General features: G+C 59.7%; 15 protein-coding genes. 7 read left to right on the plus strand and 8 right to left on the minus strand.

Going from position 1 to position 16,202, the window contains the following annotated elements; translation table 11 throughout:
* Positions 1-2: 2 nt before the first annotated feature.
* Positions 3-434 carry a RidA family protein gene (locus ABH945_RS28025; protein WP_074771411.1) on the minus strand — a complete coding sequence of 144 codons (432 nt, stop codon included), beginning with the start codon at positions 432-434 and terminating at the stop codon, positions 3-5.
* The gene (locus ABH945_RS28030; protein WP_429252726.1) at positions 434-1,783 is read right to left on the minus strand and encodes a flavin-containing monooxygenase; all 1,350 of its coding nucleotides are present in this window, start codon (positions 1,781-1,783) and stop codon (positions 434-436) included. The genes ABH945_RS28025 and ABH945_RS28030 overlap by 1 nt, the downstream gene beginning before the upstream one ends.
* Before the next feature lie 206 nt (positions 1,784-1,989).
* Here ABH945_RS28030 and ABH945_RS28035 point away from each other — a divergent pair, with 206 nt between their 5' ends.
* Positions 1,990-2,919: a LysR family transcriptional regulator gene (locus tag ABH945_RS28035; protein ID WP_074771413.1), complete on the plus strand. Its 930-nt coding sequence runs from the start codon at positions 1,990-1,992 to the stop codon at positions 2,917-2,919.
* A gap of 105 nt (positions 2,920-3,024) precedes the next feature.
* On the opposite strand, the gene ABH945_RS28040 is transcribed toward ABH945_RS28035, so the two are convergent.
* Entirely contained in the window at positions 3,025-4,434 is a 1,410-nt protein-coding gene (locus ABH945_RS28040; protein WP_429252727.1) for a purine-cytosine permease family protein, read from the minus strand.
* 370 nt (positions 4,435-4,804) lie between these two features.
* Between ABH945_RS28040 and ABH945_RS28045 the strand changes: the two genes are divergently transcribed.
* Positions 4,805-5,713, plus strand: a complete 909-nt coding sequence (locus ABH945_RS28045) for a LysR substrate-binding domain-containing protein (RefSeq protein ID WP_074771415.1) — start codon at positions 4,805-4,807, stop codon at positions 5,711-5,713.
* Positions 5,714-5,743: 30 nt separating this feature from the next.
* Here the strand turns inward: ABH945_RS28045 and ABH945_RS28050 are convergent, their stop codons facing one another.
* The 4 genes from ABH945_RS28050 to ABH945_RS28065 all read right to left on the minus strand — a co-directional run bounded on the left by ABH945_RS28050 (position 5,744) and on the right by ABH945_RS28065 (position 10,221).
* A complete protein-coding gene (locus ABH945_RS28050) occupies positions 5,744-7,243 on the minus strand; it encodes an aspartate/glutamate racemase family protein (RefSeq protein ID WP_429252728.1) in 1,500 nt (499 codons plus the stop codon).
* A complete protein-coding gene (locus tag ABH945_RS28055) occupies positions 7,240-8,520 on the minus strand; it encodes a dicarboxylate/amino acid:cation symporter (protein ID WP_074771417.1) in 1,281 nt (426 codons plus the stop codon). Before ABH945_RS28055 ends, ABH945_RS28050 begins: the two co-directional genes overlap by 4 nt.
* A gap of 572 nt (positions 8,521-9,092) precedes the next feature.
* Entirely contained in the window at positions 9,093-9,398 is a 306-nt protein-coding gene (locus tag ABH945_RS28060; RefSeq protein ID WP_429252729.1) for a DUF4148 domain-containing protein, read from the minus strand.
* Between the two features lie 619 nt (positions 9,399-10,017).
* Complete coding sequence (locus ABH945_RS28065) at positions 10,018-10,221, minus strand: cold-shock protein (protein ID WP_074771419.1); 204 nt, start codon at positions 10,219-10,221, stop codon at positions 10,018-10,020.
* 433 nt (positions 10,222-10,654) lie between these two features.
* Between ABH945_RS28065 and ABH945_RS28070 the strand changes: the two genes are divergently transcribed.
* Positions 10,655-11,254 (plus strand): nitroreductase family protein, encoded by a 600-nt coding sequence (locus tag ABH945_RS28070; RefSeq protein ID WP_429252730.1) that lies wholly within the window; start codon positions 10,655-10,657, stop codon positions 11,252-11,254.
* Positions 11,255-11,369: 115 nt separating this feature from the next.
* Here the strand turns inward: ABH945_RS28070 and ABH945_RS28075 are convergent, their stop codons facing one another.
* On the minus strand, positions 11,370-11,906 hold the full coding sequence (locus ABH945_RS28075) for an OsmC family protein (protein WP_429252731.1): 537 nt from the start codon (positions 11,904-11,906) through the stop codon (positions 11,370-11,372).
* Positions 11,907-12,210: 304 nt separating this feature from the next.
* Here ABH945_RS28075 and ABH945_RS28080 point away from each other — a divergent pair, with 304 nt between their 5' ends.
* The 4 genes from ABH945_RS28080 to ABH945_RS28095 all read left to right on the plus strand — a co-directional run bounded on the left by ABH945_RS28080 (position 12,211) and on the right by ABH945_RS28095 (position 16,147).
* The gene (locus tag ABH945_RS28080; RefSeq protein ID WP_429252732.1) at positions 12,211-13,032 is read left to right on the plus strand and encodes an ABC transporter permease; all 822 of its coding nucleotides are present in this window, start codon (positions 12,211-12,213) and stop codon (positions 13,030-13,032) included.
* An 8-nt stretch (positions 13,033-13,040) separates the two neighbouring features.
* Positions 13,041-13,829 (plus strand): ABC transporter ATP-binding protein, encoded by a 789-nt coding sequence (locus ABH945_RS28085; protein ID WP_429252733.1) that lies wholly within the window; start codon positions 13,041-13,043, stop codon positions 13,827-13,829.
* A gap of 56 nt (positions 13,830-13,885) precedes the next feature.
* Positions 13,886-15,127: an SfnB family sulfur acquisition oxidoreductase gene (locus tag ABH945_RS28090; RefSeq protein WP_429252734.1), complete on the plus strand. Its 1,242-nt coding sequence runs from the start codon at positions 13,886-13,888 to the stop codon at positions 15,125-15,127.
* A 63-nt stretch (positions 15,128-15,190) separates the two neighbouring features.
* The gene (locus tag ABH945_RS28095) at positions 15,191-16,147 is read left to right on the plus strand and encodes an aliphatic sulfonate ABC transporter substrate-binding protein (RefSeq protein WP_429252735.1); all 957 of its coding nucleotides are present in this window, start codon (positions 15,191-15,193) and stop codon (positions 16,145-16,147) included.
* Positions 16,148-16,202 lie beyond the last annotated feature (55 nt).

Below are 16,202 nucleotides of genomic sequence, written 5' to 3' on the forward strand. Positions count from 1 at the left end.
CCTTAGCTTTGCGACGGCGTCCAGTTATCGGGAATCACGGCGATTACGTCGATTTCCATCAGCCATTGCGGCTGGCCGAGCGCGCTCACGCAAAGCCCCGTGGAGATCGGAAAAACGCCCTTCAGCCACTTGCCGACTTCCTGATAAACCGGCTCACGGTAACGCGGATCGATGATGTACGTCGTCGTCTTGACGATGTGCGACATGTCGCTGCCCGCTTCTTCGAGCAGTTGCCTGACGTTCTTCATCGCCTGTTCGGCCTGTGCGCGCGGATCGCCCAGACCGACCAGGTTGCCGTCGAAATCGGTGCCGATCTGGCCGCGCACATACACCGTGTTGCCGGCGCGCACGGCCTGGCACAGGTCGTTGTCGAGCGTCTGATTCGGATACGTGTCTTTCGTGTTGAACATACGGATGCGGGTATGGGTCGGCATCAGTTGACTCCCAGTTCGGTCGTGTTGGTGGTTTGCGTGTCGTTCCACGCGGATTCAGCTTTCGCTGTGCGATCCGTGTCGGCTCGACGTTGATCCGCGTCGCGATATTCGGCGTATTTGCGCTGCGTCGCGATGTGATCGGCGACATGCTTCGCGTCGTGCCACACGCCCCAGATGAAGGACGAGCCGCGTCGCGACAGCCACGGCAAACCGAGGAAGTACACGCCTGGCTCCTTCGATACACCGCGCTGATGTTTCGGCTTGCCCTTCTCGTCGAAGGCGTCGACGTGCAGCCAACTGTAATCGGTCGCATAACCCGTCGCCCAGATAATCGTGCGGATGCCTGCCTTCGCGAGATCCAGTTCGCGCAGCGGGTTCGTCACGCATGCGGGGTCGGACGGAATCACGCGCGCCTGCGGATCAGCGGGCAGATCGATGCCGTTGCGTTCGATATAGGCGTCGGCGGCGTCGAGCAACGCGAACAGATTCTCGTCGCCGCGCCGGATGTTGTCGGCGAGATCCTGCTCGAATTGCACGGCACCGTCGCCGAACGATTTCGTCAGGCCGACGAGCGTGATGCCTTCATGCGCGAGGCGGCGGAAGTCGATGGTCTGGCCGCCGTAGGCGCCGCTGACGGCGATCGTCACGTGTTCGCGGCCGGGGCCGGCCTCTTCCTTGTCCCACTCGCCGAGCACGCCGAGCCACCAGCAGAAATCGCGATTGCGATAAGCGCGCGGCGGACGGTCGTGTGCGCCGACCGACAGGTACACGTCGCGGCCCGCGCGATTCAGTTCGTCGGCGATCTGCGTGCCCGAGGAGCCCGCGCCGATCACGAGCACCGCGCCTGCGGGCAATTGCGCGGGATTGCGATAATCGGCCGAATGGATTTGCGTGAGGTTTGCGTCCTGCGGCGCGATCGGCGGAATCACGGGGCGCTGGAACGGCCCGGTCGCCACCACGACACGCTTCGCTTCGATCGTGCCTTCACTCGTTTCGACGATGAAGCCTGGACGCCCCTGCTGACGCTCGACACGCTTCACGTCGACACCGGTGCGTACCGGCGCATTGAATTTTTTCGCGTAGGCGACGAAGTAATCCGCGACCTGCTCCTTGCCCGCGAACGCGTCCGGGTCAAGTGCTTCGAACTCCATGCCGGGGAACCGGTCATGCCAGGCGGGACCGTTTGCGACCAGCGAATCCCAGCGGCCCGTGCGCCACCGTTCGGCGATCCGGTCGCGCTCGAGCACGAGGTGCGGAACACCTTGCCTGCTCAGGTGCTCGCTCGCTGCTACGCCGGCCTGACCGGCACCTACGATCACGGTGTCGATGGACAGTTTTTCAGCCGTCATGGCTGCCTCCTATAAAAACGACTTGATCCGTTATGGTCGGGGTGCGCTGCGCAACCCTCTTCCGACGACGACTTAGCGACAGACTCTACGCGGCACGGGTCTCAAACTAAAATACATTCAAAAAATGCCTTGCATTGTTTTTACCTATGCAAGCTGTCGCACGACGGCGGATAATGACGCTCTGCACGTCTTCACAGGAGATCTGGATGGAAGGCTATCCGGTACGTTATTCGCTGCGTCAACTGCGCTACTTCGTCGTGACCGCAGAAACACTGTCGTTCACTGCCGCTGCGAAGCGTCTGCATATTTCGCAGCCGTCCATTTCCACGGCGCTCGCCGATCTCGAAGAACTGTTCGGCGTGCAGCTCTTTATTCGCCATCACGCGAGCGGACTGTCGCTCACGCAGCCGGGCCGCGATCTGCTCGGCCACGCGCGCAATCTGCTGAAAAACGCCGAAGAACTGCAGCTCACCGCGCAGGAACTGGACGGCGGCATGTCCGGGTCCATCGCGCTCGGCTGCATGGTGTCGCTGGCGCCGCCGCTGTTGCCGGGCATCATCAGCCGCTTCGTTCAGGATCATCCGGGCATCACGTTCCGCACCACGGAGGCGCATCAGGACACGTTGCTGAGCGGTCTGCTGGACGGCTCGCTGGATATCGCGCTGACCTACAGCCTCGATCTCGCCGACGGCGTCACGTTCAATCCGTTGCTGACACTGCCCCCTTACGCGATCCTGCCGGGCACGCACCGCCTCGCGCGTGCGCGCAAGGTGTCGTTGCAGGATCTGCTTTCCGAGCCGTACGTGATGCTCGATCTGCCGCACAGCCGCGAGTATTTCTCGTCGCTGTTCGACGCGGTGGGCGGCCGGCCGATGCCGGCGTTCCGGTCGTCGCAACCGGAAGTGGTGCGAGGCATGGTCGCGAACGGGCTCGGTTACAGCATTCTCAACTTCCCGCTGAAGTCGAACCGCACCGTCGACGGCGAAGGCTTCGTGATCAAGCAGTTCAAGGAGAGCGTGAACGCGACGACGCTCGGCATCGCCATGTCGAATTCGATGAAGCCGCGCGAGGTGGTCAGGCGATTCTCAGCGTTCTGTGAGAGCTATATCCGGCGCCTGCACATCGGCCAGGGATAAGTTCGAGGCGGATAGCAAAAAGCCCGTCGGCAACGCAGGTTGCCGACGGGCTTTTCTGTTTGAACATCAGACGAATGTCACAACGCGCAAGGCGCGCCGCACTGATTATCGCGCCGAGGCCACCGGTTGATTCTGGCGACGGCGATACGCGGTGTCGCGTGTAGCGAGCCACAGGTACAGCGGCGTCGTCACGACGATGCCCACCAGCCACGACAGGTCCGCGCCATCCAGATGCGACGAGAACGAACCCACGTAGATCGGCGTATTCATGAACGGAATCTGCACCACGATACCGATTGCGTAAGCGATCAGCGCCTGCAGATTGAAGCGTCCGTAGATGCCGCCGTCCACGCGGAAGATCGATTCGATTTCGTACTGGCCTTTGTGGATCACGTAGAAGTCGATCAGGTTGATCGCGGTCCAAGGCACCAGCACCACCAGCAGCGCGAGCACGAGATCGACGAAGTGACCGATAAAGTCTTTCGACGCACCGACCGCAGCAAAACAGCACGCCACGAGAATGACGATGGACAGCACCGCACGCGCTCGCGCCGTCGGAATCCACCGGTACGCGAACGTCTGCAGAGACGTAATGACCGACAGCACCGCGCCGTACAGATTCAGCGCGTTGTGGCTAATCACGCTCAGCAGGAACAGCACCAGCATGATCGGGCCGATCGCGCCGGTCGATGTCCTGACGGCGTCCATCGTGTCGGCACCGGCCGGCACCGCGAGCACGGCCACGGCGCCGAATACGAACGCGAGCGTCGAGCCTAGCGAGCAGCCGAGATAGGTTGCCCAGAACGTCGACGCGACGCCCACATCCTTGGGCAGATAGCGTGAATAGTCGGACACGTACGGCGCAAAAGCGATCTGCCAGAGCGCGGACAGCGACACTGTAGCGAGCCAGCCGGCGATGCTGAAACCACCGCGAGTCAGGAAGTCGTCTGACTGCACGTGCGTCACGATGTAGCCGAATCCCACCACGATACCGATTCCGAGCACCCATGTGCCGATCCGGTTCAGCATGTGTATGAATCGGTATCCGATGATGCCGATCAGCCCCGAACCCACTGCGCCGATCACGATGCCGACGCTGACCGGAATCGACGATTCGATGCCGTGCAGTGATTTACCCGCCAGCACGATGTTTGAAGCGAAAAAGCCCACATACATGATGCCGGCGATCACCGTCACGAGTAGCGCGCCCCATGAGCCGAACTGCGCGCGGCTCTGGATCATCTGCGGAATACCCATCTGCGGGCCCTGCGCCGAATGCAGCGCCATCAGGATGCCGCCCAGCGCCTGCCCGACGACGATCGCGACGATGCCCCAAAAGAGATTGAGGTGATAGATCTGCACGCCGAGCGCGCCAGTCACGATCGGCAACGGCGCGATATTGCCGCCAAACCAGAGCGTGAAGAGATCGCGAACCTTGCCGTGCCGCTCGTTTTCCGGCACGTAACCGATCGTGTGTTTCTCGATCAGGGGAACCGTCATGCGGTCTTGAGCCATACGTCTCTCCAGTGTCTCCGTCGTATCGCGTACGAGACGAAAATTGATCAACCGGGCGAGGACTTCGATTAGTGAAATGTCCCGCAACCCACGATGCGTCCGAATTTACTGACGCCAAATTTCGTTGACCAACACTGTTTTACGATGCTTTGCATAGTTTCTACCTATGCGTAATGGGAATGTGAACGGAGATCGAAGCGCGTGGCAGGTTGTTCTGGTGACGATTTTCCCGAGCCGTGCCTGCCCTTCCCCAACATACCGCCAATGCCCAATTCCTCATACGTTGAATGCGCCACATAATTGGCGCGTTTAGAATGAGGCGCCAATTACCCGTAAGACCGATAAGTCTGGATGCCGTCAAGGAGTCAAAGTGGAAGTCAAATGGATTGAGGATTTCATCGCACTCGCACAGCACCAAAGTTTTTCGCGCGCGGCAGAACTTAGAAATGTGACTCAGTCGGGCCTGAGTCGCCGCATTCAGGCTCTGGAACAGTGGATCGGCGCGGAACTGATCGACCGCAGCAGCTTCCCCCCTACTCTTACTGCCGCTGGCAGGCTTTTTCGCGAAGCCGCCGAAGACGTCATCGGCAAGTTGCTCGACACGCGTGCAATCATTCGCAGCGAGCAACGCATGCCGGGCACTGCGCTGCAAATAGCGGCTGGGCATGCAATCTCCGTGGGCTTTGTACCGGACTGGCTTCAATCGCTGCAGAGCCGCTTTAATGTGCAGCGAGTGCGGATCATACCGACCAATGTTCACGACTCGATTCTGATGCTCGTGAACTCCAACTGTGAACTGATGCTCGCCTACGAGCATCCCGAACTGCCGCTGCATCTCGACTCGACACGCTATCCGTATCTCACTGTCGGCCGCGATGTATTCCTGCCGGTGTGTTCGTCAGACCCGCGCCTGACTCGCGCATTCAGACTTCCTGGCACGCTCGCGCGCCCTATTCCGCTTATCGCCTATAGCGCGACGACCTATTTCGGCCGATGCTTCGACCTGTTACTGCATCGCGCGAGTAAGAAACCGATCCTTAATCCGCATTTCGAATCCGATATGGCGGATGTACTCAAACGTCTGGTTCTCAATGGCGAAGGTATCGCGTGGCTGCCAAAGAGTCTGATCGAATCGGAACTCAATGATGGCTCGCTCGTGCCGGCAGGCGACAAGACATGGCAACTCGATCTCGAACTGCGCCTCTATCGCGACCGGAACAACGACATGCCGTTGATCAACGATCTCTGGGACTACCTTCAATCCCGCCCGGCGGCATAGACGGTCCGGTCCCACGATTCGCCGAGATACCTAAGCGGAACTCAGCGAGGCTAACCCGACAACTTCCGCCTGCATGTCGCCGCGCGCATACGCGACGCAACGCCGCGCGAGAATGTCGGTCGGATCGGCGAGCATTGCAATGCGTCCGCTCGACCCGCATATCTCGCCTTGCTGCAGCAGCAACGGCAATTCGGTGCAGCCAAGAATGATGACTTCGATACCGCGCCCGATCAGATCGTCGACTGCCTGCGTGATTTCATCCACGCATTCGCCGGTGGTATAGCCCGCCTTCACGCCGCGAGGGCCGTAGATAGCGTTCATCACGCGAGCCTGCAGCGCCGGTCCCGGCACCACCTGCGTGAGACCGTGCGCTTCCAGCGCCTTCTGATAAACGCCGCTGGCAATCGTGCCTGATGTCGCAAGCAGACCGACCTCCCGTAACGCCGGAAACGACTCGCGCAGATACGCGACCGTCACAGTCAGCATATTGACGATCGGCACCTTCAAATAAGGCTGAATCCGTTCGACATACGCATGCGCGGTATTACACGGAATCGCGATGATGTCGGCGTCACCCGCTTCGAGCTTCTTGCACGTCGCGTAAAGCGAGACCGTGGGGTCGGGTCCGTCGCCGATCAGATTCTCGGTGCGGTCGGGAATCTGCGGATTCTGCTCGACCAGCAGTTTGATGTGATCCTGATCGCGCGAAGCCGGTGTGTTGCGCACGACTTTCTGCATGAAATCGATCGTCGCCGCAGGTCCCACGCCGCCCACCACGCCTACCTTGAAAACACGTCCTGGATGACCGTACTCGCCACTCACGACGTACTGTGCGTACACGAGGTTCGAATCCAGCAAAGGTACGGACAAACGGTCGAGCTGGTCGGCAACGAGGCCGATCTCGGTGAGGCCCGGCACGATCACGTCCACGCGCTGCGCGGCCAGATCTTCGCAGGCCGCGCGCAGCAACTCCACCGGCAATCCGCTGAGTGTGCCGCTTTTTATGCCGTTTTCTCCGTACACGGCGCTCGTCACCGGATCGAGACCGTCCGCCTCGAAAGGTCGCGGATGAATCACTTCGAACTCGGGCTGCGTGAAGTAACGCTCGAAAAGCCCTGCATCACGCACATAGTCCGACGTGAGCACGCCGATGCGCCGCGCGGAAGGAAAACGCCGCCGCACATGAGCGCGAATCCCTTCGAGCATATCGACGATAGGCAGCGGCGAATTCTCCTGCAACTGGTCAATAAACGTGTGGCTCAGGAAGCACGGCAACACCACGGAGGCAATGCCGCGCTTCTCGAATTCGCGAATGGTGTCGAAGATATACAGCATGCGTTCGACAGTCGCCTCCCGCGAGCGCCCCGCATTGCGATACGGATGCTGCTCGAACACCAGATCGAAATGCTCGGCATCGTTGCTCGCCGGGGTGGCCTTGACCAGCTTGTAGAACACATCGGCGCTCGCCAGCGGCCCAAGACCGCCGATGATGCCGAGAGACCGCCGGGGCCGGGCTAACGGTTCCATCATCGAATTTCGCCTTGCAGTTGATCGAAGTGCTGCGCCTGCGCCGGAGCCGCCGAGCGTCGCGCTTCCCACCTGGCGATCACGGCGGTCGCGATGCTATTGCCGATCACGTTGGTCATCGTGCGGCCCATGTCGAGAATCTGGTCGATTGCGAGCACCAGCACGACACCGGCGGTGGGCAGATGGAACATCGGCGCGACCGCCGCGACCACCACCACCGACCCGCGCGGCACGCTCGCCATGCCCTTGCTGCTCAGCATCAACACCAGCAACATGATGATCTGCTGCGACAACGGCATGTCGATACCGAACGCCTGCGCGATGAAGATCGCGGCAAACGACTGATACATCATCGAGCCGTCGAGATTGAACACATAGCCGAGCGGCAGCGTGAAGCCGACCACTTTCTTGTCGACGCCGAACTCTTCGAGCTTTTCGGTCAGACGCGGATAAGCCGCTTCGCTGCTGGCCGTCGAGAACGCCAGCAGAGCCGGCTCACGCACCAGCTTGAGCAAAGTGCCGACGCGCTTGCCGAGGAACAGATACCCGACGCCGATCAGAATCGCCCACAGCAGCACCAGCCCCAGATAGAACGAGCCGATCAGCTTGCCGTATGTCAGGAGGACACCGAGTCCGCGCACCGTGACCGCCGACGCAATCGCCCCGAACACGCCAAACGGCGCGGCGCGCATCACGTAGTTGGTGAGCCGCAGCATCACCGGCACCATGCCGTCGATGGCATCCACCACGACCTTCACGCGCGGATCTTGCTTGAGCGCGCCAAGGCCGATACCGAAGAACAGCGAGAACACGAGGATCTGCAGGATGTCGTTGCGCGCCATCGCGTCGAGCAGACTGGTCGGGAACGCGTGCGTCAGGATGTTCTTGACGTTCAGGCCGTCGGTGTCGAGTCCGGTGGTGACCTCACCGGCGGGCGGCGTCAGATGCAGCGCAGCGCCCGGTTGCAGCAGGTTGGCGAGCGCCAGCCCGAGCGCCAGCGAGACCAGCGACGCCAGCACGAACCAGCCGACCGTGCGCAAGCCGATGCGGCCCACGTCCGAGCCGCTCTCCATGCCGGCAAGCCCCGACACGAGCGTCGCGAACACCAGCGGCGCGATGATCATCTTGATCAGCCGCAAGAAGATATCGGTGATGATCGAAAAGTAACCGGCGATCGCCTTGGTGGTCGCCGCATCGGCCGCCCCGGCGTGGCACACATAGCCTGCGATGACGCCGAGCACCATGCCGGCGGCGATATATAGCGTGAGGCGGTTTTTCATTTATCGATCCCTTCGGGTTGTTCGACGCCCACGCGGCTCGTAAGCGGCGCGGGCGTCGATGAATATGACTGGTTGCAGATCGGGCTCCCAGCGACTCACGGGAGGTTCGGCAAATGCTAAGGGGGAAAAAAATATCGGTGATGCGGGTGTGGCATTGCGCTATGCGGCTGCCGCATAACGCGCCCCGACGCCTTGCCGGCGCGGGGCGCGGTGGTTCGGATCAATCCTGGATCAGCGTTCGTATGCGGGATAGGGATTGCTGCGGAACTGGGTACTGGTCAGATCGACAGGAATGGAAGCGATGCGTTTGCTCACCGGCGTTTGAAGTGGGAGTGGGCGTAAAGCGAGTCTTAATGCTACGAGAGGATCGAATGCGAAGACGTGTGCGATTTTCTGCAAAGACTTCGCGTGACCTGGGCGCGTTGGTTTGTCTTTTTGCGAATAAACGCGGGTTCGCGGCTCTTCTCTGGCGAAGTCAGTGTGGTGCGGCTGGTCTGCCAGTGCGCCTGGTCATTGCGCGCTGGCAGAACCGAGGGTTCGACTGCGAACTTACTCACATTGAAAGCCGCGTGTCACGGCGCTCCCCGCACGCTCCGCGCGCCGGATTGCCCTGATCCGCCGATGGACGGTCCATAGCCACCTGACGAAGATTTTTGCGCACCAGCCCGTTGCGCGGCAAGGCGTGCTTCGGCCGCCTGGATATTGCCGGGGAAATCGTAATCGCTCGCCGTACCGGGGCTATATCCCACTTTCTGAAGATCGATGACCTCGGCTCGCACCTGCTCTCGCGTGACTGAACTGCTGGATTGGGCGAAAACAACGATCGGCGCTGCGGAACAGGCCGCGGCTATAGCTACGCAAATCAGCGATTTCATCATGGCTCACCTCTGAAGACTATGGATTCAGCCGCGATAAGCAATCCTCTATCCGGCTGATAAGCTTAGTCTAGTCAATGGAATGCCGGAAATTAACATCGATTTGAAAACTTATTATTGTCCGGTTCGCTTTTTCAGAATGTGATCGGAAAAGTGCAATGCGATGCATCGGATAATCTGCTTAAACTTCGAATAGAGCGCGATAACAGCGATCAGATTTTATTGAGAACGAAAAGCGCTGCTATAGGATAGCGATCCGTAATTTTTACGCGTTGGGTTGGTATCGCTTCTAAATGGCAGAGGACGAGAAAGTGGCTGGCCTTAACAACGAAAGACCGGGTGAAACCTCATCGGCCAGTCATCCTTTCGCAGGAGGTTTTTAGGCAGGCGGGAAGGATTTCGTTTTGATGATCGCAGCGAGTCCTGCCAGAAGTGCATTGCACACTATCTGTCATCGAGTAAGCGCAAGTTCAGATCTGACGAGAGTCAGAACATTGCAAGCCGTGAACAACAGCACACAGCTAAAAGCACAACGCGCCACCGGCCCAGATAGGGCGGCAGCGCGTCGTCTCTCTGCGCAGTTGAACGCGATGCGCGTCTTGAAGAGCTAAAACGCTTGCAATTACAGCGGACGAATATCCGCCGCCTGCTTGCCTTTCGGTCCTTGCTTGACGTCGAAACTCACCTTCTGATTTTCCTGCAGCGACTTGAAACCTTCCGCGCGCACTTCCGAGAAATGCGCAAAAAGATCATCGCCACCGTCATCCGGCGTGATGAAGCCAAAACCTTTCGCGTCGTTGAACCACTTGACCGTACCTGTCGCCATGAAGCTTCTTCCTTGCTGGTTGTTGGGCTGGACCACGGCGAAGGCGTTGCGCGCCCGAGGCGCTCCGTTGCTGCCGGATCCAGGTTGCGCCGGGGATGGTTGATCCAAGTGACGCGACCTTCACAATAAATGAATTCAGGGCTGCGCCAAACCAAGCAAATCTTCGATGGTTATCTCGTTGTGTCACTACCGGTTCGGTTTGCCGCGCAGAGTCGCGCCGCTGATTTTTCATCCAGTGCTGTTGTCTTGAAACGGAAGAAAAGAACTTTATTCGAATTGGCTTTCATCACAAGTAAGCCACTCCGCGAGTGATAAGTGTGCGAGAAGAATTCAGTTCAGTCGCGCAATGCGTGCAGATAAAATGGCCGGCGTCGTCCCAGACCCATCTGCTTTCAGAACTCGGGCACTCACCTCTTTTTCCCCGGAGTAATCCATGACAACTGAATCGAACTCACGTACGGCCGAACACGCGATCGACCGTCAATTTCTCGATCGCTGGTCGCCGCGCGCTTTCAGTGCCGACACGATCCCCGGAGCTACGCTGTTAACGCTCCTCGAAGCGGCTCGCTGGGCGCCCTCCTCGTATAACTCACAGCCGTGGCGTTTCGTTTATGCACGGCGCGGCACGCCGCATTGGGAGCAATTCGTCGGCTTTCTCAATGAGTTCAATCAGAGCTGGGCAAAGCACGCGGCCGCTATCGTGATCGTGCTGTCGAAGAACACCTTCACGCCTCCCGGCGCGGCAGCGGAAGTACCTGCACCGACGCATTCGTTCGATACCGGCGCCGCGTGGGCCTACCTCGCGTTGCAAGCCACGCTGTCCGGCTGGCATGCACATGGTCTCGCCGGCATCGAGCGCGACAAGATTCGCCAGCAACTCGCGGTTCCCGACGGTTATTCGATTGAAGCGGGTATTGCGATCGGTCGCGCGGGTGACAAGGCCACGTTGTCCGAAACGCTGCAGGCCCGCGAAGTGCAAAGCCAGCGCAAGCCGCTAGCCGAGATCGCGTTCGAAGGACGACTCGCGCTCTAATCGCCACGCGAGTTGCATGTGCTTCGCGCGTTCAACGCGCGAAGCCGCAAATCATGACTCATGTCCTGTCGCTGTGAAACCCTCACTGCAACCACTCGCGGTAGCTAGCAGCGACTTAAGCCGCCACGCTCACGTGCCGCAATTCGCCGACAATCGTCTGCGGATTCTTCAGCAGATTGAAAATCGGGCACACCGCTTCCACCGCTTCATGCAACGCGCGAATCGCTTCGGGTGACTCAGGCGACACGATATCCAGCGTATAGCGAATATTGTGCGGATAGATCGGCACATTTTCGAAGCCCGGTTGTTGTGCAAGCGGATGCTGCTCACCGGTTACTTCCACCTCGATCGAATCGATCCTGAGCTGCCGCTCGGCGGCCTGAATCAGCGTGATGTGTGTAATGCAGCTTCCCAGCACGCCGAGTTGCAATTCCGGCGACGCGGGCCCGAGGTTGTATCCCGCGAAGTCTGCCGGGCTATCGCTAATCACCTGGAAATCGCGGATACGGATTTCCCGCACGCCACTGCGGCCTAATGCACGCACGTTGGCTTTCAGTCGGTTCGCTGCAATATTGGGATCGTTGCGCGCCGCTTCACGTTTGGCGAGCCACGCCGCGCGCTTCTGGACAAGGTACTCGTTGAGCGTCGTCATGAGTCGATAGTTCTATTTCGAAGGTTGGATAAAAAAAACGCGATGAATAGCAAAGGCACACGCGCCCGCATGCTTCGGCTTCGCGTCGAAGAATAACTACCCGCTCCATTCGAACGAACCAAGCGATTCTGCTTTGCTTACGTCAATCGATCATTTCTCCACACTCTCGCGCAACGAATCAGATAAGAATAGAAATTATTGTTCGTTGTCCATGGCGTCTTCTCTCCGATAGATTTCTCATGCCCGGCGCATTGACGCGAGACTCGCTGCTGCACGGTAAATTTTGTTGGTCAAAGCAACGGACATGTCTGCAAAAACCGAATTCCTGACGCCACACGCCTTTAACGAATCGACGCAACGCCGTCTTCCCTCTATTCGATGGCGTCGCGCGGTATCACCGATTGCATTATTGTTCGCCTGGCAGATTGCCTGCTGGAACGGCTGGGTATCGACGCGCTTCATTCCCGCGCCGGTCACGATCGCCCAGACGTTCTGGGCGATGACCGTCTCCGGCGAACTCGCGCGCAATCTTCTCGTTTCACTCGGCCGATCCGCGAGCGGGCTAGCGATTGGCGCCACGATTGGCGTAGTGGCTGCGCTCGTTGCGGGGCTTTCTTCCAAAGGCGAGGACGCAATCGATCCGCCGATGCAAATGATGCGCACGCTGCCCCACCTTGCGTTGGTGCCGCTGTTCATTCTGTGGTTCGGCATCGGTGAAGCGCCGAAGATTGCGCTGGTTGCATTGGGTTCGGCCTTCCCGATTTATCTGAACCTGTATGCGGGCATTCGCCATGTCGATCCCAAAGTTATCGAGGCAATGACCACGGTCGGGCTGACTCGCGCAGAAATGATCTGGCACATCATCTTGCCAGGTGCGCTGCCTTCGGCACTGGTTGGCTTGCGATACGCAATCGGTGTAGCGTGGCTGAGCCTGGTGGTTGGCGAGCAGGTGAATGCATCGAGCGGAATCGGCTATCTCGTCATGAACGCACGCGAGTTCGTGCGAACCGACATCATTTTCGTCGGCCTGATCGTCTACTCGCTGCTCGGTCTTGCCGCCGATGCATTGGTGAGAAAGCTTGAAAGCGCCGCGCTTGTGTGGCGTCCAACGGCGCAAAGAAAATGAGCCACGCCGTGACAGTGACCCCGCCTTTACCCGAGTCAGAACCCGTGGTTCGTCTGCGCGGCCTTACTCGCGCATTCGATCAACAGGTGGTGCTCGACTCCCTGAACCTTGACATCGAACGCGGCAGTTTTACGGCTCTGCTCGGCCATAGCGGATCGGGCAAATCCACCTTGTTGCGCACTCTCGCGGGACTCGATACCGCGTCATACGGAGCCGTCACGGTCCCCACTCAACGGGCAGTAGTGTTTCAGGAGCCCCGGCTCGTGCTGTGGAAGCGGCTCGTCAATAACATCACACTCGGTTTGCGTAGCGCTAATGCACGCGATAAAGCAGTGGCGGCGCTCACTGACGTGGGTCTTTCGCACCGGCTCGATGCGTGGCCGCTCACGCTCTCCGGTGGCGAGGCGCAACGGGCGGCGCTGGCTCGCGCGCTGGTACAGGACCCGCAACTGCTGCTGCTCGACGAACCATTCGCCGCGCTGGACGCGTTGACGCGGCTAAAAATGCAGCAACTGGTTCTCGACCTGTGGCAACGCCGCCGCCCTGCCGTCCTCCTTGTCACTCACGATGTGGACGAAGCGCTGCTACTCGCGGATCGTGTCCTCGTGCTGTCGAAGGGTCGTATTTCGCTCGATATTCCGCTCGAGCTGGATCATCCTCGCGAGCCGGGTCATCCGAAGCTGAAGGAATTGCGCCATTTGCTGCTCACGGAACTCGGCGTGCCTTTGCCCGCGCCGAAGCACACGCCAGCTCCGGCTGCGTCCGAAATCGAAATCAGCACCGTCTCTCACTTCTGATGAACGAAGTGTCCCGCTTATCCCCCGGTCCTCAATGGACTGCCCCGGAGCCGTCGATGACCGCCCAAGTTTCAAACCTCGCGTTCGCGGCGACCGCCCGAACGACACCACGGGTCTATACACCGGCCCACATCATTGCGTCAGACGATGAAGCGTTGCGGATCGCGCGTGATCTCGCGCAGAACTTTGCCACCGACGCCGCGCGCCGCGACAGCGAACGCATTCTTCCCTTTGACGAATTGAATGCCTGTTCGAGCGCGGGACTGTGGGCGATGACCGTGCCGAAAGAATACGGCGGCGCACAGGTGTCGTACGCGACGGTCGGCCGGGTATTCGCGTTGCTCGCCGCGGCCGACCCGTCCATTGCGCAAATTCAGCAGAACCACAACAGCGCGGTTTTCTGGATCTGGAAGACCGGCGACGAACGGCAACGAGCCTTCTTTCTCGGCGAAATTCTGCACGGCGCCCGCTTTGGCAATGCGAATGTCGACGTGGGCGGACGACAGCCCAGCGGCTCGGCGATGACTATCACACCCGACGGCGAAGGCTTCCGCCTGTCCGGCACCAAGCTGTATTCGACCGGCGCACTATTCGCCGACTACGTGTCCACCATCGGCCAGGATCAGGCGGGACGCCGCACGGTCGCCATCGTGCCCGCAGGCCATCCGGGCATGAAGATCGTCGACGATTGGCAAAGCTTCGGCCAGAAAACCACCGCCAGCGGCACCGTGATTTTCAATGACGTGTGGGTGCCCGCTTTGAACGTGCTCCCGATTCACGAAAGCTACGCACACTGGCCGCAAAACGCGGTCACGCAGATCAGCCACGTCGGCATCGACGCGGGCATTGCACGGGCTGCGCTCGACGCGACGATCGCGTTCATCCGCGAGCGCGACGCGGCTTCGTCTGCGAGCACGATTCCGGCAATCGGAGCCGACCCGTACGTGATCCATCAACTCGGCGAGTTGACCACGCGTCTACACGCGTCCGAAGCGATGATGGAACGTGCAGGCCGCGAAATCGACCATTGTCTCGCCGACCCCGGCCCGGACACGATTGCCGCGGCATCGATCGCGGTGGCCGAAGCAAAAGCGTTGACCACCGAAATCGCCATCGACGCAAGCAGCAAACTGTTCGAACTGGCGGGTACCCGCTCAACGCATCCCTCATTCAATCTCGACCGGCATTGGCGCAATGCACGGGTGCATACCGTGCACGATCCGGTCCGCTGGAAATACGCGGCAGTCGGCAACTTCTATCTGAACGGCGTGCGCCCTTCGCCTACCGGACAAACTTAAGAGCGGCGCTGCATTACACGCTCGCCGCTTACGTATTCACCTCATTCTTCAGGAGATCCTCGCATGCCGGGACGTCGTCAATTTCTCGCCGCAGGCAGCGCGCTCGCCGCCGCGGCTTTTATTGCGCCGCTATCTAAAGCTCTTGCCGCGACGCCCGATACGATCAGCCTCGGCTTTCAGAAAACCGGCATTCCGCTCGTGGCGAGACAACTCAAGGTATTCGAAAAGCGCTTCGAGCCGCGTGGGATAAAAGTCAATTGGGTGGAGTTTCCATCCGGGCTCACGTTGTTGCAGGCACTCGACATCGGTCAGATCTCGTTCGGCAATTCCGGCAACGTGGGCTGCATTTTTCAACAGGCAGCAGGCGGCCATATCGATTACATCGCCGCGCAGCCTTCGGGGCCCAAGAGCGAAGGCATTCTGGTGAAGGCCACTTCCAGCATCCGCACACTCGCCGATTTGCGCGGCAAGAAAGTCGGCTATGCAAAAGGCTCGAGTTCGCATGATCTGATTGCGGCGGCTCTGGAAAAGGCCGGCGTGAAGCTAGCCGATATCGACTCCATTTCGCTAGGCGCCGCCGACGCTGCCTTTGCATACGACAGCGGTGATATCGACGCATGGGTTATCTGGGACCCCTACTTTACGATTGCGCAAAAGCGGACACCTTCGCGAGTTCTCGCCTACACCGGAGAGATCAAGCCGAGTTCGGGATTTCTGCTGGCGAATAGCGGCTTTGCTGCCGCGCATCCTGAACTGGTCCGTGAATATATCGACGGCTCGAAAGAAGCCGCAGCGTGGGCGAAGTCGCATCCCGCCGAAGTGACCAGCGCGCTTTCCGCCGCTACCGGCATACCCGCCGACGTAATGGCTCTCGTCACCCAGAACGCCAGCTTCGATGTAACCGCGCTAAGCACGCCGCTACTCGATGCACAGCAGAACACCGCCGACCGCCTGTATGCACTCGGCCTGATTCCGAAGAAGGTGAATGTGCGCGACATCGTCTGGAAATCGAACACCTGAAGTGCTTCGATTGACGCTGAATCGTTGCTGCAACAGCAGCGGCCATACAGTGTTG

The sequence above is a fragment of the Paraburkholderia sp. GAS333 genome (assembly GCF_050435665.1).
Taxonomy (GTDB): Bacteria; Pseudomonadota; Gammaproteobacteria; order Burkholderiales; family Burkholderiaceae; genus Paraburkholderia; species Paraburkholderia fungorum_A.